Annotated in this window: 14 protein-coding genes; 5 read left to right on the top strand and 9 right to left on the bottom strand. The window is 62.6% G+C overall.

Features of this window, described 5'->3' with window-relative positions; genetic code table 11:
* Nucleotides 1-19 precede the first annotated feature (19 nt).
* The 5 genes from phnL to BZK31_RS04470 all read left to right on the top strand — a co-directional run bounded on the left by phnL (nucleotide 20) and on the right by BZK31_RS04470 (nucleotide 5,741).
* Nucleotides 20-736 (top strand): phosphonate C-P lyase system protein PhnL, encoded by a 717-nt coding sequence (gene phnL / locus BZK31_RS04490; RefSeq protein WP_083181617.1) that lies wholly within the window; start codon nucleotides 20-22, stop codon nucleotides 734-736.
* Nucleotides 730-1,875 (top strand): alpha-D-ribose 1-methylphosphonate 5-triphosphate diphosphatase, encoded by a 1,146-nt coding sequence (locus BZK31_RS04485; protein WP_083181559.1) that lies wholly within the window; start codon nucleotides 730-732, stop codon nucleotides 1,873-1,875. Before phnL ends, BZK31_RS04485 begins: the two co-directional genes overlap by 7 nt.
* Nucleotides 1,875-2,441: a phosphonate metabolism protein/1,5-bisphosphokinase (PRPP-forming) PhnN gene (gene phnN / locus BZK31_RS04480; RefSeq protein ID WP_083181558.1), complete on the top strand. Its 567-nt coding sequence runs from the start codon at nucleotides 1,875-1,877 to the stop codon at nucleotides 2,439-2,441. Before BZK31_RS04485 ends, phnN begins: the two co-directional genes overlap by 1 nt.
* On the top strand, nucleotides 2,432-3,214 hold the full coding sequence (phnP, locus tag BZK31_RS04475; RefSeq protein WP_083181556.1) for a phosphonate metabolism protein PhnP: 783 nt from the start codon (nucleotides 2,432-2,434) through the stop codon (nucleotides 3,212-3,214). The genes phnN and phnP overlap by 10 nt, the downstream gene beginning before the upstream one ends.
* A gap of 166 nt (nucleotides 3,215-3,380) precedes the next feature.
* Complete coding sequence (locus BZK31_RS04470; protein ID WP_083181554.1) at nucleotides 3,381-5,741, top strand: glucose/quinate/shikimate family membrane-bound PQQ-dependent dehydrogenase; 2,361 nt, start codon at nucleotides 3,381-3,383, stop codon at nucleotides 5,739-5,741.
* Nucleotides 5,742-5,789: 48 nt separating this feature from the next.
* On the opposite strand, the gene BZK31_RS04465 is transcribed toward BZK31_RS04470, so the two are convergent.
* The 9 genes from BZK31_RS04465 to BZK31_RS04425 form a co-directional block, all read right to left on the bottom strand.
* Nucleotides 5,790-6,692, bottom strand: coding sequence for an AEC family transporter (locus BZK31_RS04465; protein ID WP_083181553.1), 903 nt, complete (start codon nucleotides 6,690-6,692; stop codon nucleotides 5,790-5,792).
* A gap of 72 nt (nucleotides 6,693-6,764) precedes the next feature.
* Nucleotides 6,765-8,288, bottom strand: coding sequence for an amidase (locus BZK31_RS04460; protein ID WP_083181551.1), 1,524 nt, complete (start codon nucleotides 8,286-8,288; stop codon nucleotides 6,765-6,767).
* Nucleotides 8,289-8,403: 115 nt separating this feature from the next.
* On the bottom strand, nucleotides 8,404-9,552 hold the full coding sequence (locus BZK31_RS04455; protein ID WP_083181549.1) for a M20 family metallopeptidase: 1,149 nt from the start codon (nucleotides 9,550-9,552) through the stop codon (nucleotides 8,404-8,406).
* A complete protein-coding gene (locus tag BZK31_RS04450; protein ID WP_083181548.1) occupies nucleotides 9,549-10,976 on the bottom strand; it encodes a M20 family metallopeptidase in 1,428 nt (475 codons plus the stop codon). Before BZK31_RS04450 ends, BZK31_RS04455 begins: the two co-directional genes overlap by 4 nt.
* Complete coding sequence (locus BZK31_RS04445; protein ID WP_083181546.1) at nucleotides 10,973-11,983, bottom strand: ABC transporter ATP-binding protein; 1,011 nt, start codon at nucleotides 11,981-11,983, stop codon at nucleotides 10,973-10,975. The genes BZK31_RS04450 and BZK31_RS04445 overlap by 4 nt, the downstream gene beginning before the upstream one ends.
* Nucleotides 11,980-12,981 carry an ABC transporter ATP-binding protein gene (locus BZK31_RS04440; protein ID WP_083181544.1) on the bottom strand — a complete coding sequence of 334 codons (1,002 nt, stop codon included), beginning with the start codon at nucleotides 12,979-12,981 and terminating at the stop codon, nucleotides 11,980-11,982. Before BZK31_RS04440 ends, BZK31_RS04445 begins: the two co-directional genes overlap by 4 nt.
* Nucleotides 12,982-12,997: 16 nt before the next feature.
* Entirely contained in the window at nucleotides 12,998-13,906 is a 909-nt protein-coding gene (locus tag BZK31_RS04435) for an ABC transporter permease (protein ID WP_083181542.1), read from the bottom strand.
* 8 nt (nucleotides 13,907-13,914) lie between these two features.
* A complete protein-coding gene (locus tag BZK31_RS04430; protein WP_083181540.1) occupies nucleotides 13,915-14,832 on the bottom strand; it encodes an ABC transporter permease in 918 nt (305 codons plus the stop codon).
* A 77-nt stretch (nucleotides 14,833-14,909) separates the two neighbouring features.
* On the bottom strand, nucleotides 14,910-15,648 hold a 739-nt coding region (locus BZK31_RS04425; protein ID WP_244182629.1), incomplete at its 5' end, for an ABC transporter substrate-binding protein.

Raw genomic sequence — 15,648 nt, 5'->3', positions numbered from 1 at the left:
GCACAGAGGGATGAGCCTGATGACTACCTTGATCGAGGTCCGCGACCTCTCGAAAACCTTCACGCTGCATCAACACGACGGCGTGGTGCTCAACGTGCTGCGCGGCCTGAATTTCTCGGTACGCAGTAGCGAATGCCTGGTGCTGGGCGGGGATTCCGGCAGCGGTAAGAGCACCTTGCTGCGCACCTTGTATGGCAATTACCTGCCCGCTGCCGGGAGCATTCGGGTGCAGCACGACGGCGAATGGACCGAACTGGTTGGTGCCACGCCGCGCCAGGTCCTGGAAGTCCGGCGTCGGACAGTGGGCTACGTCAGCCAGTTTCTGCGGGTCATTCCACGCGTGTCGAGCCTGGACGTGGTCATGGAACCGGCGCTGGCACGCGGCTGGGCTCGCGAGGACGCGAAGGCGCGTGCACAAGCGTTGTTGACCCGCCTGAACATCGCGCCACGGCTGTGGCCGTTGGCACCCAGCACGTTTTCCGGCGGCGAACAGCAGCGCATCAACATCGCCCGGGCATTCATGGTGCCGTGGCCGGTGCTGCTGCTCGATGAGCCGACGGCCTCGCTTGACGAGGCCAATCGTCGGGTGGTGCTGGAGCTGATCGACGAAGCCAGGCGCGATGGCGCCGCGCTGATCGGTATTTTTCACGACCGTGAAGCGCGCGACGCGATTGCCAGCCGCCAATTGGACATGACACCGGCAGACCTGACTGCCAAGGAGTCGCTGCAATGTTGAACGAGCAGATTTTCACCAACGCCTGTGTGGTCACCGCAGAGCAAGCGTTCAATGGCACGGTGGTAGTGCGTGACGGGTTGATCGCAGGGATCGATTCAAGCCGCAGCCAGTTGAGCCAGGCGCAGGACCTGCACGGCGAGTATCTGTTGCCGGGGCTGGTCGAACTGCACACTGATAACCTCGAAAAACACTTGTCGCCACGGCCGGGCGTGGACTGGCCGTCGACCTCGGCGGTCATCAGCCACGATGCGCAGATTGTCGCGGCGGGGATCACCACCGTGTTCGACGCGCTGTCGATTGGTGACGTCAATCCCAAGGGCAAGCGCATGCAGCAATTGCCCGCGATGCTTGCGGCCATTGCCGCGGCCACCGAGGCAGGCCTGACCCGCGCCGAGCATCTGTTGCATTTGCGCTGCGAAGTCAGCCACCCGGACACTCTGGGCGTGTTTCGCGATCTGGTGGATCAGCCGCTGGTGCAACTGGTCTCGGTGATGGACCACGCACCCGGCCAGCGGCAGTTCGCGCTGGAGTCCAAGTACCGCGAGTACTACATGGGCAAGTACCACATGAGTCACGATGAGATGGATCGGTTCATCGTCGAGCAGGTGGCCAATTCCACCGAATACGCCGACCGTTATCGCCGCGCCATTGTCGAACTCTGTCTGGCGCGTGGACTGTCGATCGCCAGTCACGACGATGCCACCATGGCCCATGTCGAGGAGTCGGCGGGCTACGGGATGAACATCGCCGAGTTTCCGACCACGCTGGAAGCGGCGCATGGTTGCAGGCGTCTGGGCATGAGCGTGCTGATGGGCGCACCGAACATCGTGCGTGGCGGCTCGCACTCCGGTAACGTGGCGGCCGCGTCGCTGGCCAAAGAAGGACTACTGGATATTCTCTCCAGCGACTACTATCCGGCCAGTCTTCTGCAATCGGCGTTCATACTGGCCGAACAGGACAACACCTACGGATTGCCGCAGGCCATGAACACGGTCAGTCGCACTCCGGCGCGGGCGGCGGGTCTGACCGATCGCGGGGAAATCCGCATCGGTCTGCGCGCCGACCTGATTCAGGCGCGCAGCCACGGCAATCTGCCGGTTATCGATAAGGTCTGGCGACAAGGCAAGAGGGTATTTTGATGGCAGGCAGGTTGATCTATCTCATCGGACCATCCGGTTCAGGCAAAGACAGCCTGATGGACGGTGCTCGCGAAACCCTGGCGCAGCGCAACTGCCGAGTGGTACGGCGGGTGATTACACGCTCTGCCGAAGCGGTGGGCGAAGCCGCGCAGGCGGTCGATGTCGAGCAGTTCGAACACATGCGTGAACACGGTGCATTTGCGCTGAACTGGCAGGCCAACGGTTTGCATTACGGCATCCCGATCGTTATCGATCAGTGGCTGCTGGAAGGGCACGATGTGTTGATCAATGGATCGAGGGCGCATCTGGAGCGTGCGCAACGCCGCTACCCCAACCTCATTGCGGTGCTGCTGACCGTCGAGCAGGAGGTCCTGCGCCAACGGCTGCTGCACCGGAATCGCGAAACGTTGCCGGAAGTCGAGGCGCGGCTGGAGCGCAACCAGCAGTTCGCCGGTGACTTGCTGGCCAGCCATCCCGGTGTGTTCGCGCTGGACAACTCAGGTCCGCTGGAGCAGACCGTGGCCGCTCTGGTGCGCTATCTGGAGAAACACCCGGCGTGCGCCTGACGCTGCTCGGCACCGGCGATGCGCGGCAGGTGCCGGTTTACGGCTGCCAGTGCCCGGCCTGCCAGGCGGCATTGAGCGACAGCACATTGCGTCGTCTGCCGTGCAGTGCGCTGATTGAATTCGACGACCAACGCTGGCTGATCGACAGCGGTTTGACCGATCTCACCGAGCGTTTCCCGCCGCGCAGCCTCAGCGGCATTCTGCAGACCCACTACCATGCCGATCACGCTCAGGGCTTATTGCACCTGCGCTGGGGGCAGGGACAGGTAATCCCGGTGCATGGGCCGGTAGACCCGGAAGGTTTGGCCGATCTGTACAAACACCCCGGTATTCTCGATTTCAGCCAGCCATTTGCCGCGTTCGAATGCCGTTCCCTGGGCGCTTTGCGTGTCACCGCGGTGCCGCTGCAACATTCCCGGCCCACGCTGGGCTATCTGTTGGACGGGGGCGGCCGAAGCGTTGCCTACCTGACCGACACCGTGGGCCTTCCTGAAGCGACGTTCGATAAGCTGCAACGCCGCTCGCTGGATGCGTTGATTCTCGACTGCTCCATGCCCCCGCAAACCCAGGCACCGCGCAACCACAATGACCTGACTCTGGCGCTGGACATCATAGACCGGTTGCGACCGGCCAAAGCAGTGCTGACCCATGTCGGCCATACCCTGGATGCGTGGCTGATGGCGCAGCCGCGCACCTTGCCGGATAACGTACTGATTGCGCGTGACGGTATAGTGGTGGTCGAGGCGGACTCATCGGCAAATACCGTTCGCTGATCGCCCGCTAAATCGAGCCCATGCATTCCATCGTTTGCAGCCGTTTTAGCGCTGTTGCTAAGCCGTGTCCCGCTCTATCCTCGGACTGAAACAGGGTGCGACAATTTGTCAAAATGAACCGGTTAGTACATTCTGCGCGGCTGTAAAAATCCGACAGGTTCGAAACATGACTAGCAAGCAAGACACAGGGGCGGGCGGCAGATTCTGGCTGCTCGCATTAGGGGTGCTCATCGCGTTGATCGGGCTTGGCCTGGCGGGCGGCGGCGGTTATCTGGTGGCATTGGGCGGGAGCTGGTATTTCCTGCTCATGGGCCTGGCAATGCTGATCAGCGGCGTGTTGATCGCGGCCCGCAAACCCAAGGGTGCGCTGATCTATGGCGCGGCTTTGGTATTGACCGTGATCTGGGCGGTATGGGACGCCGGCCTGCATTACTGGCCGCTGGTGTCCAGAGTGCTGACCTTTGCCGTGATCGGTCTGGTGGTTGCGCTGATCTACCCGTCACTGGTTCGCGCCTCGGGCGCACAGGCAAGCCGCAGTGCCTACGGCCTGGCGGGTTTGCTGGCCATTGGTGTCGTGGCGACCATCGGCTACATGTTCGTGCCGACTCATGTGGTCAGTGCCAGCAACGTGCCCGACATCGTGCCGGTCGCTCCGGGCACCGAGCAGAAAGACTGGGCGCACTGGGGCAATACCCCGGCAGGCAACCGTTTCGCGGCGCTGGATCAGATCAACAAAGGCAATATCGACAAGCTGCAAGTGGCCTGGACCTTCCACACCGGCGATACCCCGCAGAGCACCGGCGCGGGGGCCGAAGACCAGAACACGCCATTGCAGATCGGTGATACGGTCTACACCTGCACCGCCTATGGCAAGGTGTTCGCGCTCGACGCCGATACCGGCACGCAGCGCTGGACATTCGATCCTAAGGGCAGTGCGCCCAACTGGCAGCGCTGCCGTGGTCTGGGGTATTTCGCCACACCGTTCGCAGAAGCGACCGCCCAGCCTGCAGCCTGCGCCCGACGCATATTCCTGCCGACCGGTGATGCGCGTCTGATCGCGCTCGACGCCGAGACCGGTGAGGCCTGCAAGGACTTCGGCAATCAGGGCGTGGTTGACCTGAAAACCGATATGGGCGAAGTCAAGGAAGGTTACTACCAGCAAACCTCGACGCCGCTGGTGGCGGGCAATGTCGTGGTCGTGGGTGGCCGTGTCGCCGACAACTTCTCCACGGGCGAACCACCAGGCGTGGTGCGTGCGTTTGACGTGCACAGCGGCGAGCTGGTCTGGGCCTGGGATCCGGGTAATCCAGATACGACCAAGCGTCCACCGGCGGGCGAGACCTACACGCGGGGAACGCCGAACGTGTGGTCCGCCATGTCCTACGACGAGAAACTGGGCCTGATCTACCTGCCGACCGGCAATGCCACGCCGGACTTTTTCGGCGGTACGCGGACCGAACAGGATGACAAATGGTCGTCCTCAGTGGTGGCGGTCGACGTCAAGACCGGCCAGGTGCGCTGGAACTTCCAGATGACCCACCACGATCTCTGGGACTTCGACATTCCGGCCCAGCCGCTGCTGTACGACATTCCGGACGGCAAGGGCGGTACCCAGCCAGCGCTGGCGCAGGTCACCAAACAGGGTGAAATCTTCCTGCTCAATCGTGAAACCGGCGTGCCGATTTCCAGGGTCCAAGAGCGTCCGGTGCCGCAGGGCAGCGTGCCAGGCGAACGCTACTCGCCGACCCAGCCGTTCTCGGTGGACATGCCGTCGATCGGCAACCAGACCTTGAAAGAGTCCGACATGTGGGGCGCGACGGCGTTCGACCAGTTGATGTGCCGGATTGCTTTCAAGGGCATGCGTCACGAGGGCGTGTACACGCCGCCGGGCATGGATCACGCGCTGCAATTCCCTGGCTCCCTGGGCGGCATGAACTGGGGCAGTGTGTCGGTGGATCCGACCAACAGCTATATGTTCGTCAATGACATGCGTCTGGGTCTGGCCAACTACATGATCCCGCGTGACAAGATTGCCGCCGGGGCCAGCGGCATCGAAATGGGCGTGGTGCCGCAGACCGGCACACCGTTCGGCGCGATGCGTCAGCGCTTCCTGTCGGCGGTCGGCATTCCTTGCCAGGCACCGCCGTTCGGTACGATGTCGGCCATCGACCTGAAGACCAAAAAACTGGTCTGGCAAGTGCCGGTCGGTACCGTCAAAGACACCGGCCCGATGGGCATCCGCATGGGCCTGCCCATTCCGATCGGCATGCCGACCCTGGGCGCTTCGCTGTCCACCCAGTCGGGGCTACTGTTTTTCGCCGGTACTCAGGATTTCTACCTGCGCGCCTTCGACAGCGGCAATGGCAACGAAATCTGGAAGGCCCGTCTGCCGGTGGGCAGCCAGTCCGGGCCGATGACCTACGTGTCGCCCAGGACCGGCCGGCAGTACATTCTGCTTACCGCCGGGGGCGCTCGCCAATCGCCTGACCGTGGCGATTATGTAATCGCCTACGCATTGCCCAAGTAGCGTGACGCAGGCATGGGGGGCAGATGCTCCTCATGCCTGGCGCGTTCGTCACCCCAGCGCACTCACCAGCCACATCCACAGTGGCAGGGTGGCGGCCGACAGCACTGTGGTCAGGCAGATCGCCGAACTGGTTTTCTGCACATGCGGCACGCTGCGGGCAAAACCCAGGACGTTGACCCCGGCAGGTCCGGCAGCCATCAGCACCAGCACCCCGCGTGACAAGCCTTCGATGCGCAACAAAACGCATGCCAGCAGCACCAGCAACGGCATCAGCGCCAGTTTGCCCAGGGTAATACCCAATGCCTGTGGGCTGGGCGTCAGTTTGAAGCTGGAAAGGTTGGAGCCCAGCACGATCAAGGCGCAAGGCAGGGCCGCCTGAGCGAGCCATGTGGTCAGATGATCGGCCCAGTCGGACAGGCCGACGCCTGAAAGATTGACCACAATCCCCAGCAGCAGGCCAATGATTAGCGGGTTCGCCAGGCTGGCGAACAGCGAACGGGTATTGAATGGCTCATCGCCCGCCACGCTGTCGTAAAGGCTCTGGAAGGTAAACAGCGTCAGGCTGTGCACGGCGATCACAGTGAACAGTAACACCAGCCCCTGATCACCGAACACGCCGACCACCAGCGGGATGCCGATCAGAATGTTATTGGAGAAGCTGGCGGTCAGGCCAAACGGTGTCGAGGTCGTGCCAGACCGGTGCATGGCCAGGTTGACCAGTACGAACACGATCAAGGCAGGAACGAAGTACGCCGCCAATACCCGCAGATCCAGACCGTCGTGCAGCGGCGCCTTGACCATTCCGGTGAACAGCACCATCGGTAGAAACAGCTTGAACGCCAACACACTCAAGGCCTTGGTGCTCTCGAGCGTCAACGTCTTGCGTTTGCCCAGCACATAGCCGAGCACGATCAGCAGGAAAACGGGCAGGATGGCTTGCAGAACGGCCACGGGCTCTGACTCCTTGAGGGCATGGCCGTCCAGTATGACCGAGCGTCTTGACTTTACCTATCCGTCGCGACGCTACATGGCTCCGATCTCGGGCTTGCGGGTCGGCGCGCCGCCGTAGACTGGCGGGTGGGTCACGATATGTGTCAGGTCCACGGCCGAAGCCATCAGCCGTTGCAGATCGGGACGTGGACGGCACAGGCGAGCGTCAGAAGCGCTGGCCTGTTCCAGGGCGTGAGCGCAGGCCATCAGCGCGGCGTCTCCACGAAAGCTGCCAATCAATTGCAGGCCGAACGGCATGCCTTTGTGATCGGTGCCGCAGGGCAATGACAGCGCCGGATTGGTGGTCAGGGTGATGGTGTAGCAGAGCGCCAGCCAGCGGTAGTAGTTGTCCAGTTGCACACCGTTGACTTCACGCAGGTACAGCTCGCTCCAAGGGAACGGCGAAACGGGCGTTGTTGGCGCAAGGATCAGGTCATAACGCTCGAACTGCTTCTGAAAATTGCGAAACAGACGGCTCTGTTCGGCATGCGCCTTCACGCAATCCTGCAGCGACATGGCCGCGCCCATGTCGAAGTTGGCGCGAGTATTGGGCCCGAGCGCATCAGGATCCCGGTCATGGGCGTCCTGCAAACCGGCCACGAACGCCTCGGCGCGCAGCACGTCGAAGGTGCGATGCGCGCTGCTCAGGTTCAGGTCGATGGGTTCGCAGGATTTGAAGCTTGACTTCAGAACGCTGATTTTCTCCCGGAACACCTGACGAATCTGCTCGTCCACCGCGCAGGTGCCGAAGTCTTCGCTGTAGCCGACGCGCAGCTCGCTGAGATCGACGCTGCGGGGCGAAAACTCATCATCCGCTACGGCATAGCTCAGCGGATCGGACGGTGCCAGACCCGCGCTGGCACGCAACTGCAGCAAGGTATCGGCGACGTTGCGCGCCATCGGGCCGACCACCGACAGTGGCGTCCAGCCAAGCTTTTTGCGCTCGCTCGGCACCAGACCGGGAGAAGGGCGCAGGCCGACGATGCCGCACAACGCCGAAGGGATGCGCAACGAGCCGCCGGTGTCAGAGCCGCTGCATAGCGGCACCATGTCCACCGCCAATGCAGCCGCCGAACCTCCGGACGATCCGCCCGCATTGAGCTCTGGATTGAACGGATTGCCCGTCGCACCCCACACCACGTTGCGTGTGTTGGCACCCGCGCCCAGTTCCGGGACATTGGTCTTGCCGACCATGATTGCCCCGGCATCACGCAGGCGCTTCACGAACAGATTGTCCTGGCCTGGAATATTGTCGCGAAACAGTTGCGAGCCGTAGGTGGTCAGGACACCTGCCGTCTCTTCCAGATCCTTGATGCCGATCGGCAGACCGTGCAGCAATCCCAGTGGCTTGCCCGTCATGACAGCCTGTTCCGCCAGCACGGCTTCCTCGCACGCACGCTCGAAACAGGTCGCGGCGAAGGCGTTGATCTTCGGATTGAGCGCTTCAATGCGCGCGATGCTGGCGTTCACCAGTTCGACGGGCGAGAGCTGCCTGTTGCCGATCAGAGTGCGCAATTCAGTGGCTGATTTTTCAAGCAGGTCGGACGGGGCAGGCATGTGGTTTCCTCAAGTCAATGATGGTCAGGCTCGCATTGATCGCTGCTCACGACTCGCGTAGGTATGCAGCCTGTGATGCCCTGCGTCAACGCTCGGCGCAGCCGCGTGGACAGGATCAATTCCCCAACGCCAGTATCGTGGCTACCAGTGCCTGGCCGCGTGGCACGAGGGTGTCGAGTTCCAGGTATTCGCGGTCTGTATGAACTTTGCCGCCCACCGGTCCCAGTCCGCACAGGGTCGGGATTCCGAGGCTGGCGGTGAAGCCCGAATCGGCGCAGCCGCCGGTGAACTCGCCCTCGACGCTGAAGCCCAGTTCTTGCGCCAGCGTCTGGTAGATGCCCAGCAGGTCCGTACTGTGCTTTGCTTCCATGGGCAGAAAGGTCGTGGCTTCCAGCAGTCTGGCCGAGCTGCCGGGCAGCTCTTCATGGTCAACGATGGCCTGAATGGCGGTGAGTATTTCATCCCATTGGCGCAGTTCGACAAAGCGTACGTCGAGCTTTGCGGTCGCGGTCGGTGCCACGGTATTACTGGAGGTGCCGCCCGACATCAGCCCCACGTTGGTGGTGATACCTGCCGCGTAATCGGTCAGGGCATGCAGCTTGATGACTTTGTGTGCCAAGGCTTGAATGGCGCTCGCGCCATCGGCATGGTTGACGCCCGAGTGCGCAGCGCGGCCGCTCACTTCGATGATCAGCGTCGCGCCGCCTTTTCGGGCACTCACCACGTTACCGCTGACCCGGCCCGGTTCCGGATTGAGTACGGCGCGAGCGGCCTTGGCGTGACGCTCGATGTGCACGCGCGCACTGCCTGAGCCGATCTCCTCGTCGCCGGTATAGAGAATCTGCACCGGAAACGGCAGCGGACCGGCGCGCTTGAGTGCCTTGAGCGCAAAGCAGTTCAATACCAGACCGCCTTTCATATCGGCCACGCCGGGGCCATAAGCCAGCTTGTCGTCCCGCGTGTAACCCCGGGTCGTGGTCGTGCCCTTGGGGAATACCGTGTCGCGATGCCCCAGCAGCAGAACCGGCTTGCCAGGGCCTCCCGGCAGTTCAGCCAGCAGCACATCGCCAAAACCCTCGACTGCGATGCGTTCGACGCCGATGCCATCAACGTTCAATTGCGCGACCAGCAAATCGCCCACCGCATCGACACCCACTTTGTCGTAGCTGTTGGAATCGGTGTCGACCAGTCGATGCAGCAACGCCTCCATCGCCTCGAATTGCCCGGCCAGCCATTGCGTCGCTTTCAGTTGTGTCTGATTCATTGGCCTGTTTCCTGTGCCCGATGTTCACGCGCCAGACGAGCGCCGTCGTTGCCCAGGTCCCAGAATAGCCCGGCCATGATCTGCAGGCTCTCTTTCACCACCGGTGCCAGCAGGTGTTCGTCGGGGGCATGCTGCGAACAGGCCGGGTAGGAATGCGGTACCCACACGGTCGGCAGGCCGAGCACTTCGGCGAACACGTCATTGGGCAACGATCCGCCAAGATTGGGCAGCAGGGCGGGCTTCTTGCCGGTGGTTCTGCTCAGCGAGTCCAGTGCCCAGCCGACCCACGGGCTGTCGGGTGACAGGCGCGTGGCGTGCATCACGTCCATGCGCGTCTGCCTGACCTCGACCTGAGTGAATCCATGGGCATCCAGATGCGCCCGCACCGCCGGGATGAAGGTCGTGTAATCGCTGTCGACCACGAAGCGTATGTGGCATAGCGCATGGGCCTTGCCGGGGATCGCGTGAACGGGCGCATCGGGATTGCCGGTCTTGAATGCCAAGACATCCAGCGTGTTCCAGCCAAAGACTTTCTCGCTGAGCGACAACCCCGGCTCACCCCAGTGCGGATCGATGTCCGGGTCGCCGGGTCCACCACCGACCTCTATATCGACCAGGGCGCTACGCACTGCCTCGGGAATGGCCGCAGGCATCAGGCCCGCGACTTTGACCCGGCCATGTTCGTCCACCAGGCTGGCGATGGCATTGGCCAGAATGATGCCGGGGTTGGCCAGCAACCCGCCCCAGTTGCCCGAATGATGCGCGCCGTCGCGCAGGTGCACGCTCAGTTCGAAATTGAAGACGCCGCGAGAGCCGAGGAAGAGCGTGGGCCGCGTAGACGCCAGACGCGGTCCGTCGGAGGCGATGAAGATATCGGCGGCCAGCGCCTCGGCATGCTGCTGGCAAAACAGGCTCAAACCTGGCGAGCCATCTTCCTCGCCCATTTCCAGCAGCAATTTGACGTTGAAACCCAACTTGCCGTCCCGCGCCTTGAGGGTTTGTTCCAGTGCAGTCAGGTTGATCAGGTGCTGACCTTTGTTGTCCGCCGTGCCACGGCCATACCAGCGCTCGCCGCGCTCGACCACCTGCCACGGTGATAGGCCCGACTGCCACTGCGCGTCGTAACCGCGCACTACGTCGCCATGCCCGTAGCTGAGCAAAGTCGGCAGGGACGGGGCTTCGATCCGCGTGGCAATCATCAGCGGGCCGCATCCGGCCACCGGGTTGTCATGGATGTTGACCGTAAAGCCCAAGCGTTCGACGTTCGGCGTGATGAAGTCGGTCAGGTAGCGGTACAGCTCGGCCAGGCTGTCCGGCTCCTGACTCTGGGTCGGATACGCGACACTCTCGCCGAGCAGGGCGAAGAATGCCCCGTTGTCGAACTGTTCGGTGACGTTGTCGATGGCGTGCGAACGGCTAGTCATGAGGGCATCAGCTCCAAAGTTTTCGGGGTGTCACGCAAGTGGCAACGGACGGTGCCGCCTTCGAGGCTGTCAGCGGCGGGGTATTGGCCTTTGCAGACCGTCATGCAACTGGGGCAACGCGGATGAAACGCACAGCCGGACGGCGGCGACATGGGATTGGGAAACGCACCCTGCAGACCCAGTTCGGGAATGCCCAGATGCGGGTCGGGCGTGAGGACCGAATCCAGCAGCGCCTGGGTGTAGGGATGGCCAGGCCTGGCGAACAGCGCTTCGCGGCTGCGCTCTTCGACGATCTTGCCCAGATACATCACCGCCACCCGGTCGGCCAGATGCTCGATCACCGCCAGGTTGTGGCTGATCAGCAGGTAAGTCAGACCGAACTCCTGCTTGAGATCCTGAAGCAGATTGAGAATCTGCGCCTGCACCGACACGTCCAGCGCCGAGGTAGGTTCGTCACAGATCAGCACGTCCGGACGCATCACCAATGCTCGGGCAATCGCCACGCGCTGGCGTTGACCGCCGGACAACTGGCTGGGGTAGCTGTCTATCACCCGTTTGGGCAAGCCCACCACGTCCATCATCTCTTCCGTACGCGCGCGGCGTTCTGCGCCGGTGCCGATGCCATGGACGATCAGCGGCAGGGTGACGATTTCGCGCAGGGTCTTGCGCGGGTTGAGCGAGGAGTAGGGGTCCTGAAAGATCGGCTGGATGCGCCGCGCCATCTGCTTGCGATCGGTTCCGGCCAGGTGCTTGCCGTTGACCAGCACGTCGCCGCTGCTGGGTGCCAGCAGACCCAGCAGCATCTTGGCCAGAGTGCTTTTGCCGCAGCCGGATTCACCGACCAGACCGAGGGTTTCGCCGCGCATCAGCCGCAGCGAAACACCGTCGACGGCTTTGAGCGTTGCCGTCGGTTTGAAGAAACCCCGACTGATGGTGAACTCGCGCCGGATGTCACATAGTTCCAGGGCAATGTCCTTTTTCGTACCGGTTTTCAAGGCCTGATTCATGAGCGTGCGCCCTCGCGATGAAACACCGGTTCCGCGTCCGCTGTGGCAAACAGGCAGCGGGTCATGTGGTCGTGGTCCTCAATGGCGGGCACCTCGTCGGCGCAGGTCGCAATCGCCTGCGGGCAGCGGTTGCGAAAGGCACAGCCATGCTGTTCGCCGACCAGGCTGGGCACCAGACCTGGAATCGAGCCCAGCGGCTGACCCGGCTGGGTTCGTCCCGGTATCGGGATGCTCGCCAATAAGCCACAGGTGTAAGGGTGTTGCGGGTTTTCGAACAACTCGATGGCCGGCGCGGTTTCGACGATCTGCCCGGCGTACATCACCGCCACACGGTCGGCGATGCGTGCGACCAGACCCAGGTCGTGGGTGATGAAGATCACCGCCAGCCCGAGTTCTTTCTGCAGGTCGCGGATCAGTCGCAGGATCTGCGCCTGAATGGTCACGTCCAGTGCCGTGGTCGGCTCGTCGGCGATGATCACGTCCGGTTCGCACATCAGCGCCATGGCTATGATCACCCGTTGACGCAGACCGCCTGACAACTGATGCGGGTACTGGCGCAGTCGCTCGGCGGCATTGCTGATGCCGACCTTTTCCAGCATTTGCGCGGCCCGTGACAGAGCATCTTTGCGTGACACCTTGCGATGCCGGGTCAGCACTTCGCTGAGCTGGTCGCCAATGCTGTAGGCCGGGTTGAGCGAGGTCATAGGCTCCTGAAAGATCATTGCCAGCCGGTTGCCGCGCAGGTCGCACATCTGCCGCTCGCTTTGGCTCAGCATGTCGATGCCGTCCAGGCTCAGTCGGGTTGCCGTGCGCAGTGCCTTGCGTGGCAGCAGGTCCATGAGCGCCAGCGAGGTCAGGGATTTGCCGCAGCCCGACTCACCGACGATGCACAGCATTTCGCCGCGTTCGACCTGAAAGTCCAGGCCCCTTACAGCGTGTAGCGTGTCCTGCCCCAAAGGGATATCGACACGCAGGTTTTCAACATGCAACAGCGCCATGTCCGGATCTCCTCTGTCAGTTGCGCCCGTCGGGCAGGATCAGATCACGCAAGCCATCGCCGACCAGATTGATGCCCAGCACCAGCACCATCAGCGCGATACCGGGAATGGCGATGACCCATGGGGAAAAGAACATGTAGGGCTTGCCTTCGGCGATCATCAGGCCCCAGGACGGAATGGGCGGCTGCACGCCGACCCCCAGGAACGAGAGCGCCGATTCGAGCAGGATGGCGTGAGCCATTTCCAGTGTGGCGACCACGATCAGTGCGCCAACCAGATTGGGCAGGATTTCACTGGCCAGAATGCGCAGGGTCGAGCAGCCGAGGGCTTGCGCGGACGCGACATATTCCGCGTCGCGGATCTGCTGCACGGCGGCACGCACCACCACAGCGAAGCGATCCCACAGCAGGCAGCCGAGCAGAATGATCACAACCTTCAGCGAACCGCCGATCAGCGAGGCCGAGGCCAGGGCGATCATCACCACCGGCATCGCCAGGCGGGTGGTGATCAGGTAGCTGATCACCGCGTCCACCTTGCCGCCAAAATAGCCGGCCAGCAGGCCCATAATGGTGCCGATGACGCCCGAAATCAGCGCCGCCGAAAAGCCGATGAACAGCGAAATGCGCGCGCCATACAGCAGGCGCGACAAGTAATCGCGGCCCAGCTTGTCGGTGCCCAGTACGTAGTCCCAGGTGCCGTTGGCCATCCATACCGGAGGCTTCATGCGCAGCATCACGTCCTGCGCGTAGGGGTCGTAAGGCGCAAGCCACGGCGCGAACAGCGCGCCCAGCACAATGATCGACAGCAGCACGGCGCCAATGGCGAAGCCGCGATGGCCGAAACTCAGGCGCAGGGTGCGCAAGACACTTCTGGCCGGCGGCTGATAATCGTTGATCACCAGCGGCGACGAGGTGGTTGTGTTCATAAAACCTCCTATCTGACGCGGATGCGCGGGTCGAGCAGTGCATTGAGCACGTCGGCCAGCAGGGTGAGAACGATGTAGATCACGGCGATCAGCAGCACCACTGCCTGCACCACCGGGAAGTCGTCGCGGGCAATCGCATCCCAGGCCAGCTGGCCGATGCCTTGCAGCGAGAACACCGTTTCGATGACCACCGAGCCGCCGAGCATGAAGCCAAATTCCACAGCGGCCAGCGCCACCACCGGAATCAATGCATTGCGCAGCGCGTGCTTGAACAGCACCGTGCCGGGGCGCAGCCCCTTGGCGCGAGCGGTGCGGATGTAATCGGAGTTGAGCACATCGAGCATCCCGGCGCGGGTCAGGCGCATGATGGCCGGCGTTGCGTAATAGCCCAGCGCAATGGCCGGCATCACGAAGTGCGCCCAGGTCGAGTTGCCCGAAACCGGCAGCCATTTGAGCGTCACCGAGAACACCACGATCAGCATCAGTGCGAACCAGAAACTCGGCATGGCCTGACCCAGCACGGCGATGCTGAGTGCCAGCCGGTCAATCCAAGTATCGCGTTTCACGGCGGCCAGCACGCCCAGTGGAATGGCGATCGACAAGGCAATACCCAGTGCCATCGCGCCGAGCCCGAGGGTAATCGACAGGCGCGAGGCGATCAGGTTGTAGACCGATTCCTGAAAGAAAAACGAGTCGCCCAGGTCCAGGCGCAGCACGTCGCTCAGCCACTCGACATACTGAGTGATCAGCGGCTTGTTGAGGCCGTATTGCACGCGGATCTGTTCGATCTGCTCGCTGGTGGCCTCCGGCCCGCCAATGGCGGTCGCCAGGTCGCCGGACAGGTGCAGCAGGGAAAAGCTGATCACCGAGACGGTAATCGCGACGCACAGGGCAATGCCCAGGCGACGTAGCAGAAATCCAGACATGGCACGTGACCCTGTATCCATGAGGTGACGAGGTGAGCCGCGTGGCGTGCGGCATCACCGGCGGACAATCGAGAAAACTATTTCCAGCTCGACAATGTGAAGCGCGGCAGTTCGTCGGGGTAAGGCTTGAAGTTCAGGTCCGAGACATAGGCGTAGTTCATCGAGTAGTTGAACAGCGGCGCCCAGTACGCCTGCTCGCTGATGCGCTGCAATGCCTTGCGGTAGTTGTCTTTGCGCACCTGTGGATCAAGGGCGTTGTCGGCGGTCTGCAGCCAGTTCTGGACTTGCGGGTCCTTGATGTTGTCGTCCGGGTTGCCCTTGAACCAAGTGCCTGCCGAGGCTGAGGTGTCGAGGATCGAGAACGAGCCCCAGGCCTGGAAGGACATCGGCACCTTGCCACCGCGTTGCTGGTCGCGCAGGGCGGCGTATTTCAGGTAGCGCAGCTTGGCATTGATGCCCACGGCGCGCAGGTTGCCAATGATCGCCTCGACATAATCGCGGTCGCGGTAGGCGAAAATCTCGGTCTCGAAGCCGTTCGGGTAGCCGGCTTCTGCCAATAGCGCCTTGGCCTTGGCCGGGTCATAGTTGTAGACCGTGGCGGCGCTGGTGTCGCATCCGAACTGGCCTGGATAGCAGGCCACTTGCAACGGTTTGCTTTCGCCGCCGACCAGTTGCGAGGCAAGCCCCTCGCGGTTGATGGCGTGATTGATCGCCTGTCGCACCTTCAAGTGCTTCATGGGCGAGTCGGCCGTTGAGGTGCCGCGCGCGTCGAGAATCAGAAAGCCGATGCGCATCGTCGCGCCGCTGGTGACCACC

Source organism: Pseudomonas floridensis, assembly GCF_002087235.1.
Taxonomy (GTDB): Bacteria; Pseudomonadota; Gammaproteobacteria; order Pseudomonadales; family Pseudomonadaceae; genus Aquipseudomonas; species Aquipseudomonas floridensis.
This window is presented reverse-complemented; position numbering and strand designations above follow the sequence as displayed.

What these genes read in the sequence shown, in the direction of transcription:
- phnL (WP_083181617.1), top strand. Translation starts at nt 20, where the DNA reads ATGACTACCTTGATCGAGGTCCGCGACCTCTCGAAAACCTTCACGCTG.
- BZK31_RS04485 (WP_083181559.1), top strand. Translation starts at nt 730, where the DNA reads ATGTTGAACGAGCAGATTTTCACCAACGCCTGTGTGGTCACCGCAGAG.
- phnN (WP_083181558.1), top strand. Translation starts at nt 1,875, where the DNA reads ATGGCAGGCAGGTTGATCTATCTCATCGGACCATCCGGTTCAGGCAAA.
- BZK31_RS04470 (WP_083181554.1), top strand. Translation starts at nt 3,381, where the DNA reads ATGACTAGCAAGCAAGACACAGGGGCGGGCGGCAGATTCTGGCTGCTC.
- BZK31_RS04460 (WP_083181551.1), bottom strand. Translation starts at nt 8,288, where the DNA reads ATGCCTGCCCCGTCCGACCTGCTTGAAAAATCAGCCACTGAATTGCGC.
- BZK31_RS04455 (WP_083181549.1), bottom strand. Translation starts at nt 9,552, where the DNA reads ATGAATCAGACACAACTGAAAGCGACGCAATGGCTGGCCGGGCAATTC.
- BZK31_RS04450 (WP_083181548.1), bottom strand. Translation starts at nt 10,976, where the DNA reads ATGACTAGCCGTTCGCACGCCATCGACAACGTCACCGAACAGTTCGAC.
- BZK31_RS04445 (WP_083181546.1), bottom strand. Translation starts at nt 11,983, where the DNA reads ATGAATCAGGCCTTGAAAACCGGTACGAAAAAGGACATTGCCCTGGAA.
- BZK31_RS04440 (WP_083181544.1), bottom strand. Translation starts at nt 12,981, where the DNA reads ATGGCGCTGTTGCATGTTGAAAACCTGCGTGTCGATATCCCTTTGGGG.
- BZK31_RS04435 (WP_083181542.1), bottom strand. Translation starts at nt 13,906, where the DNA reads ATGAACACAACCACCTCGTCGCCGCTGGTGATCAACGATTATCAGCCG.
- BZK31_RS04430 (WP_083181540.1), bottom strand. Translation starts at nt 14,832, where the DNA reads ATGTCTGGATTTCTGCTACGTCGCCTGGGCATTGCCCTGTGCGTCGCG.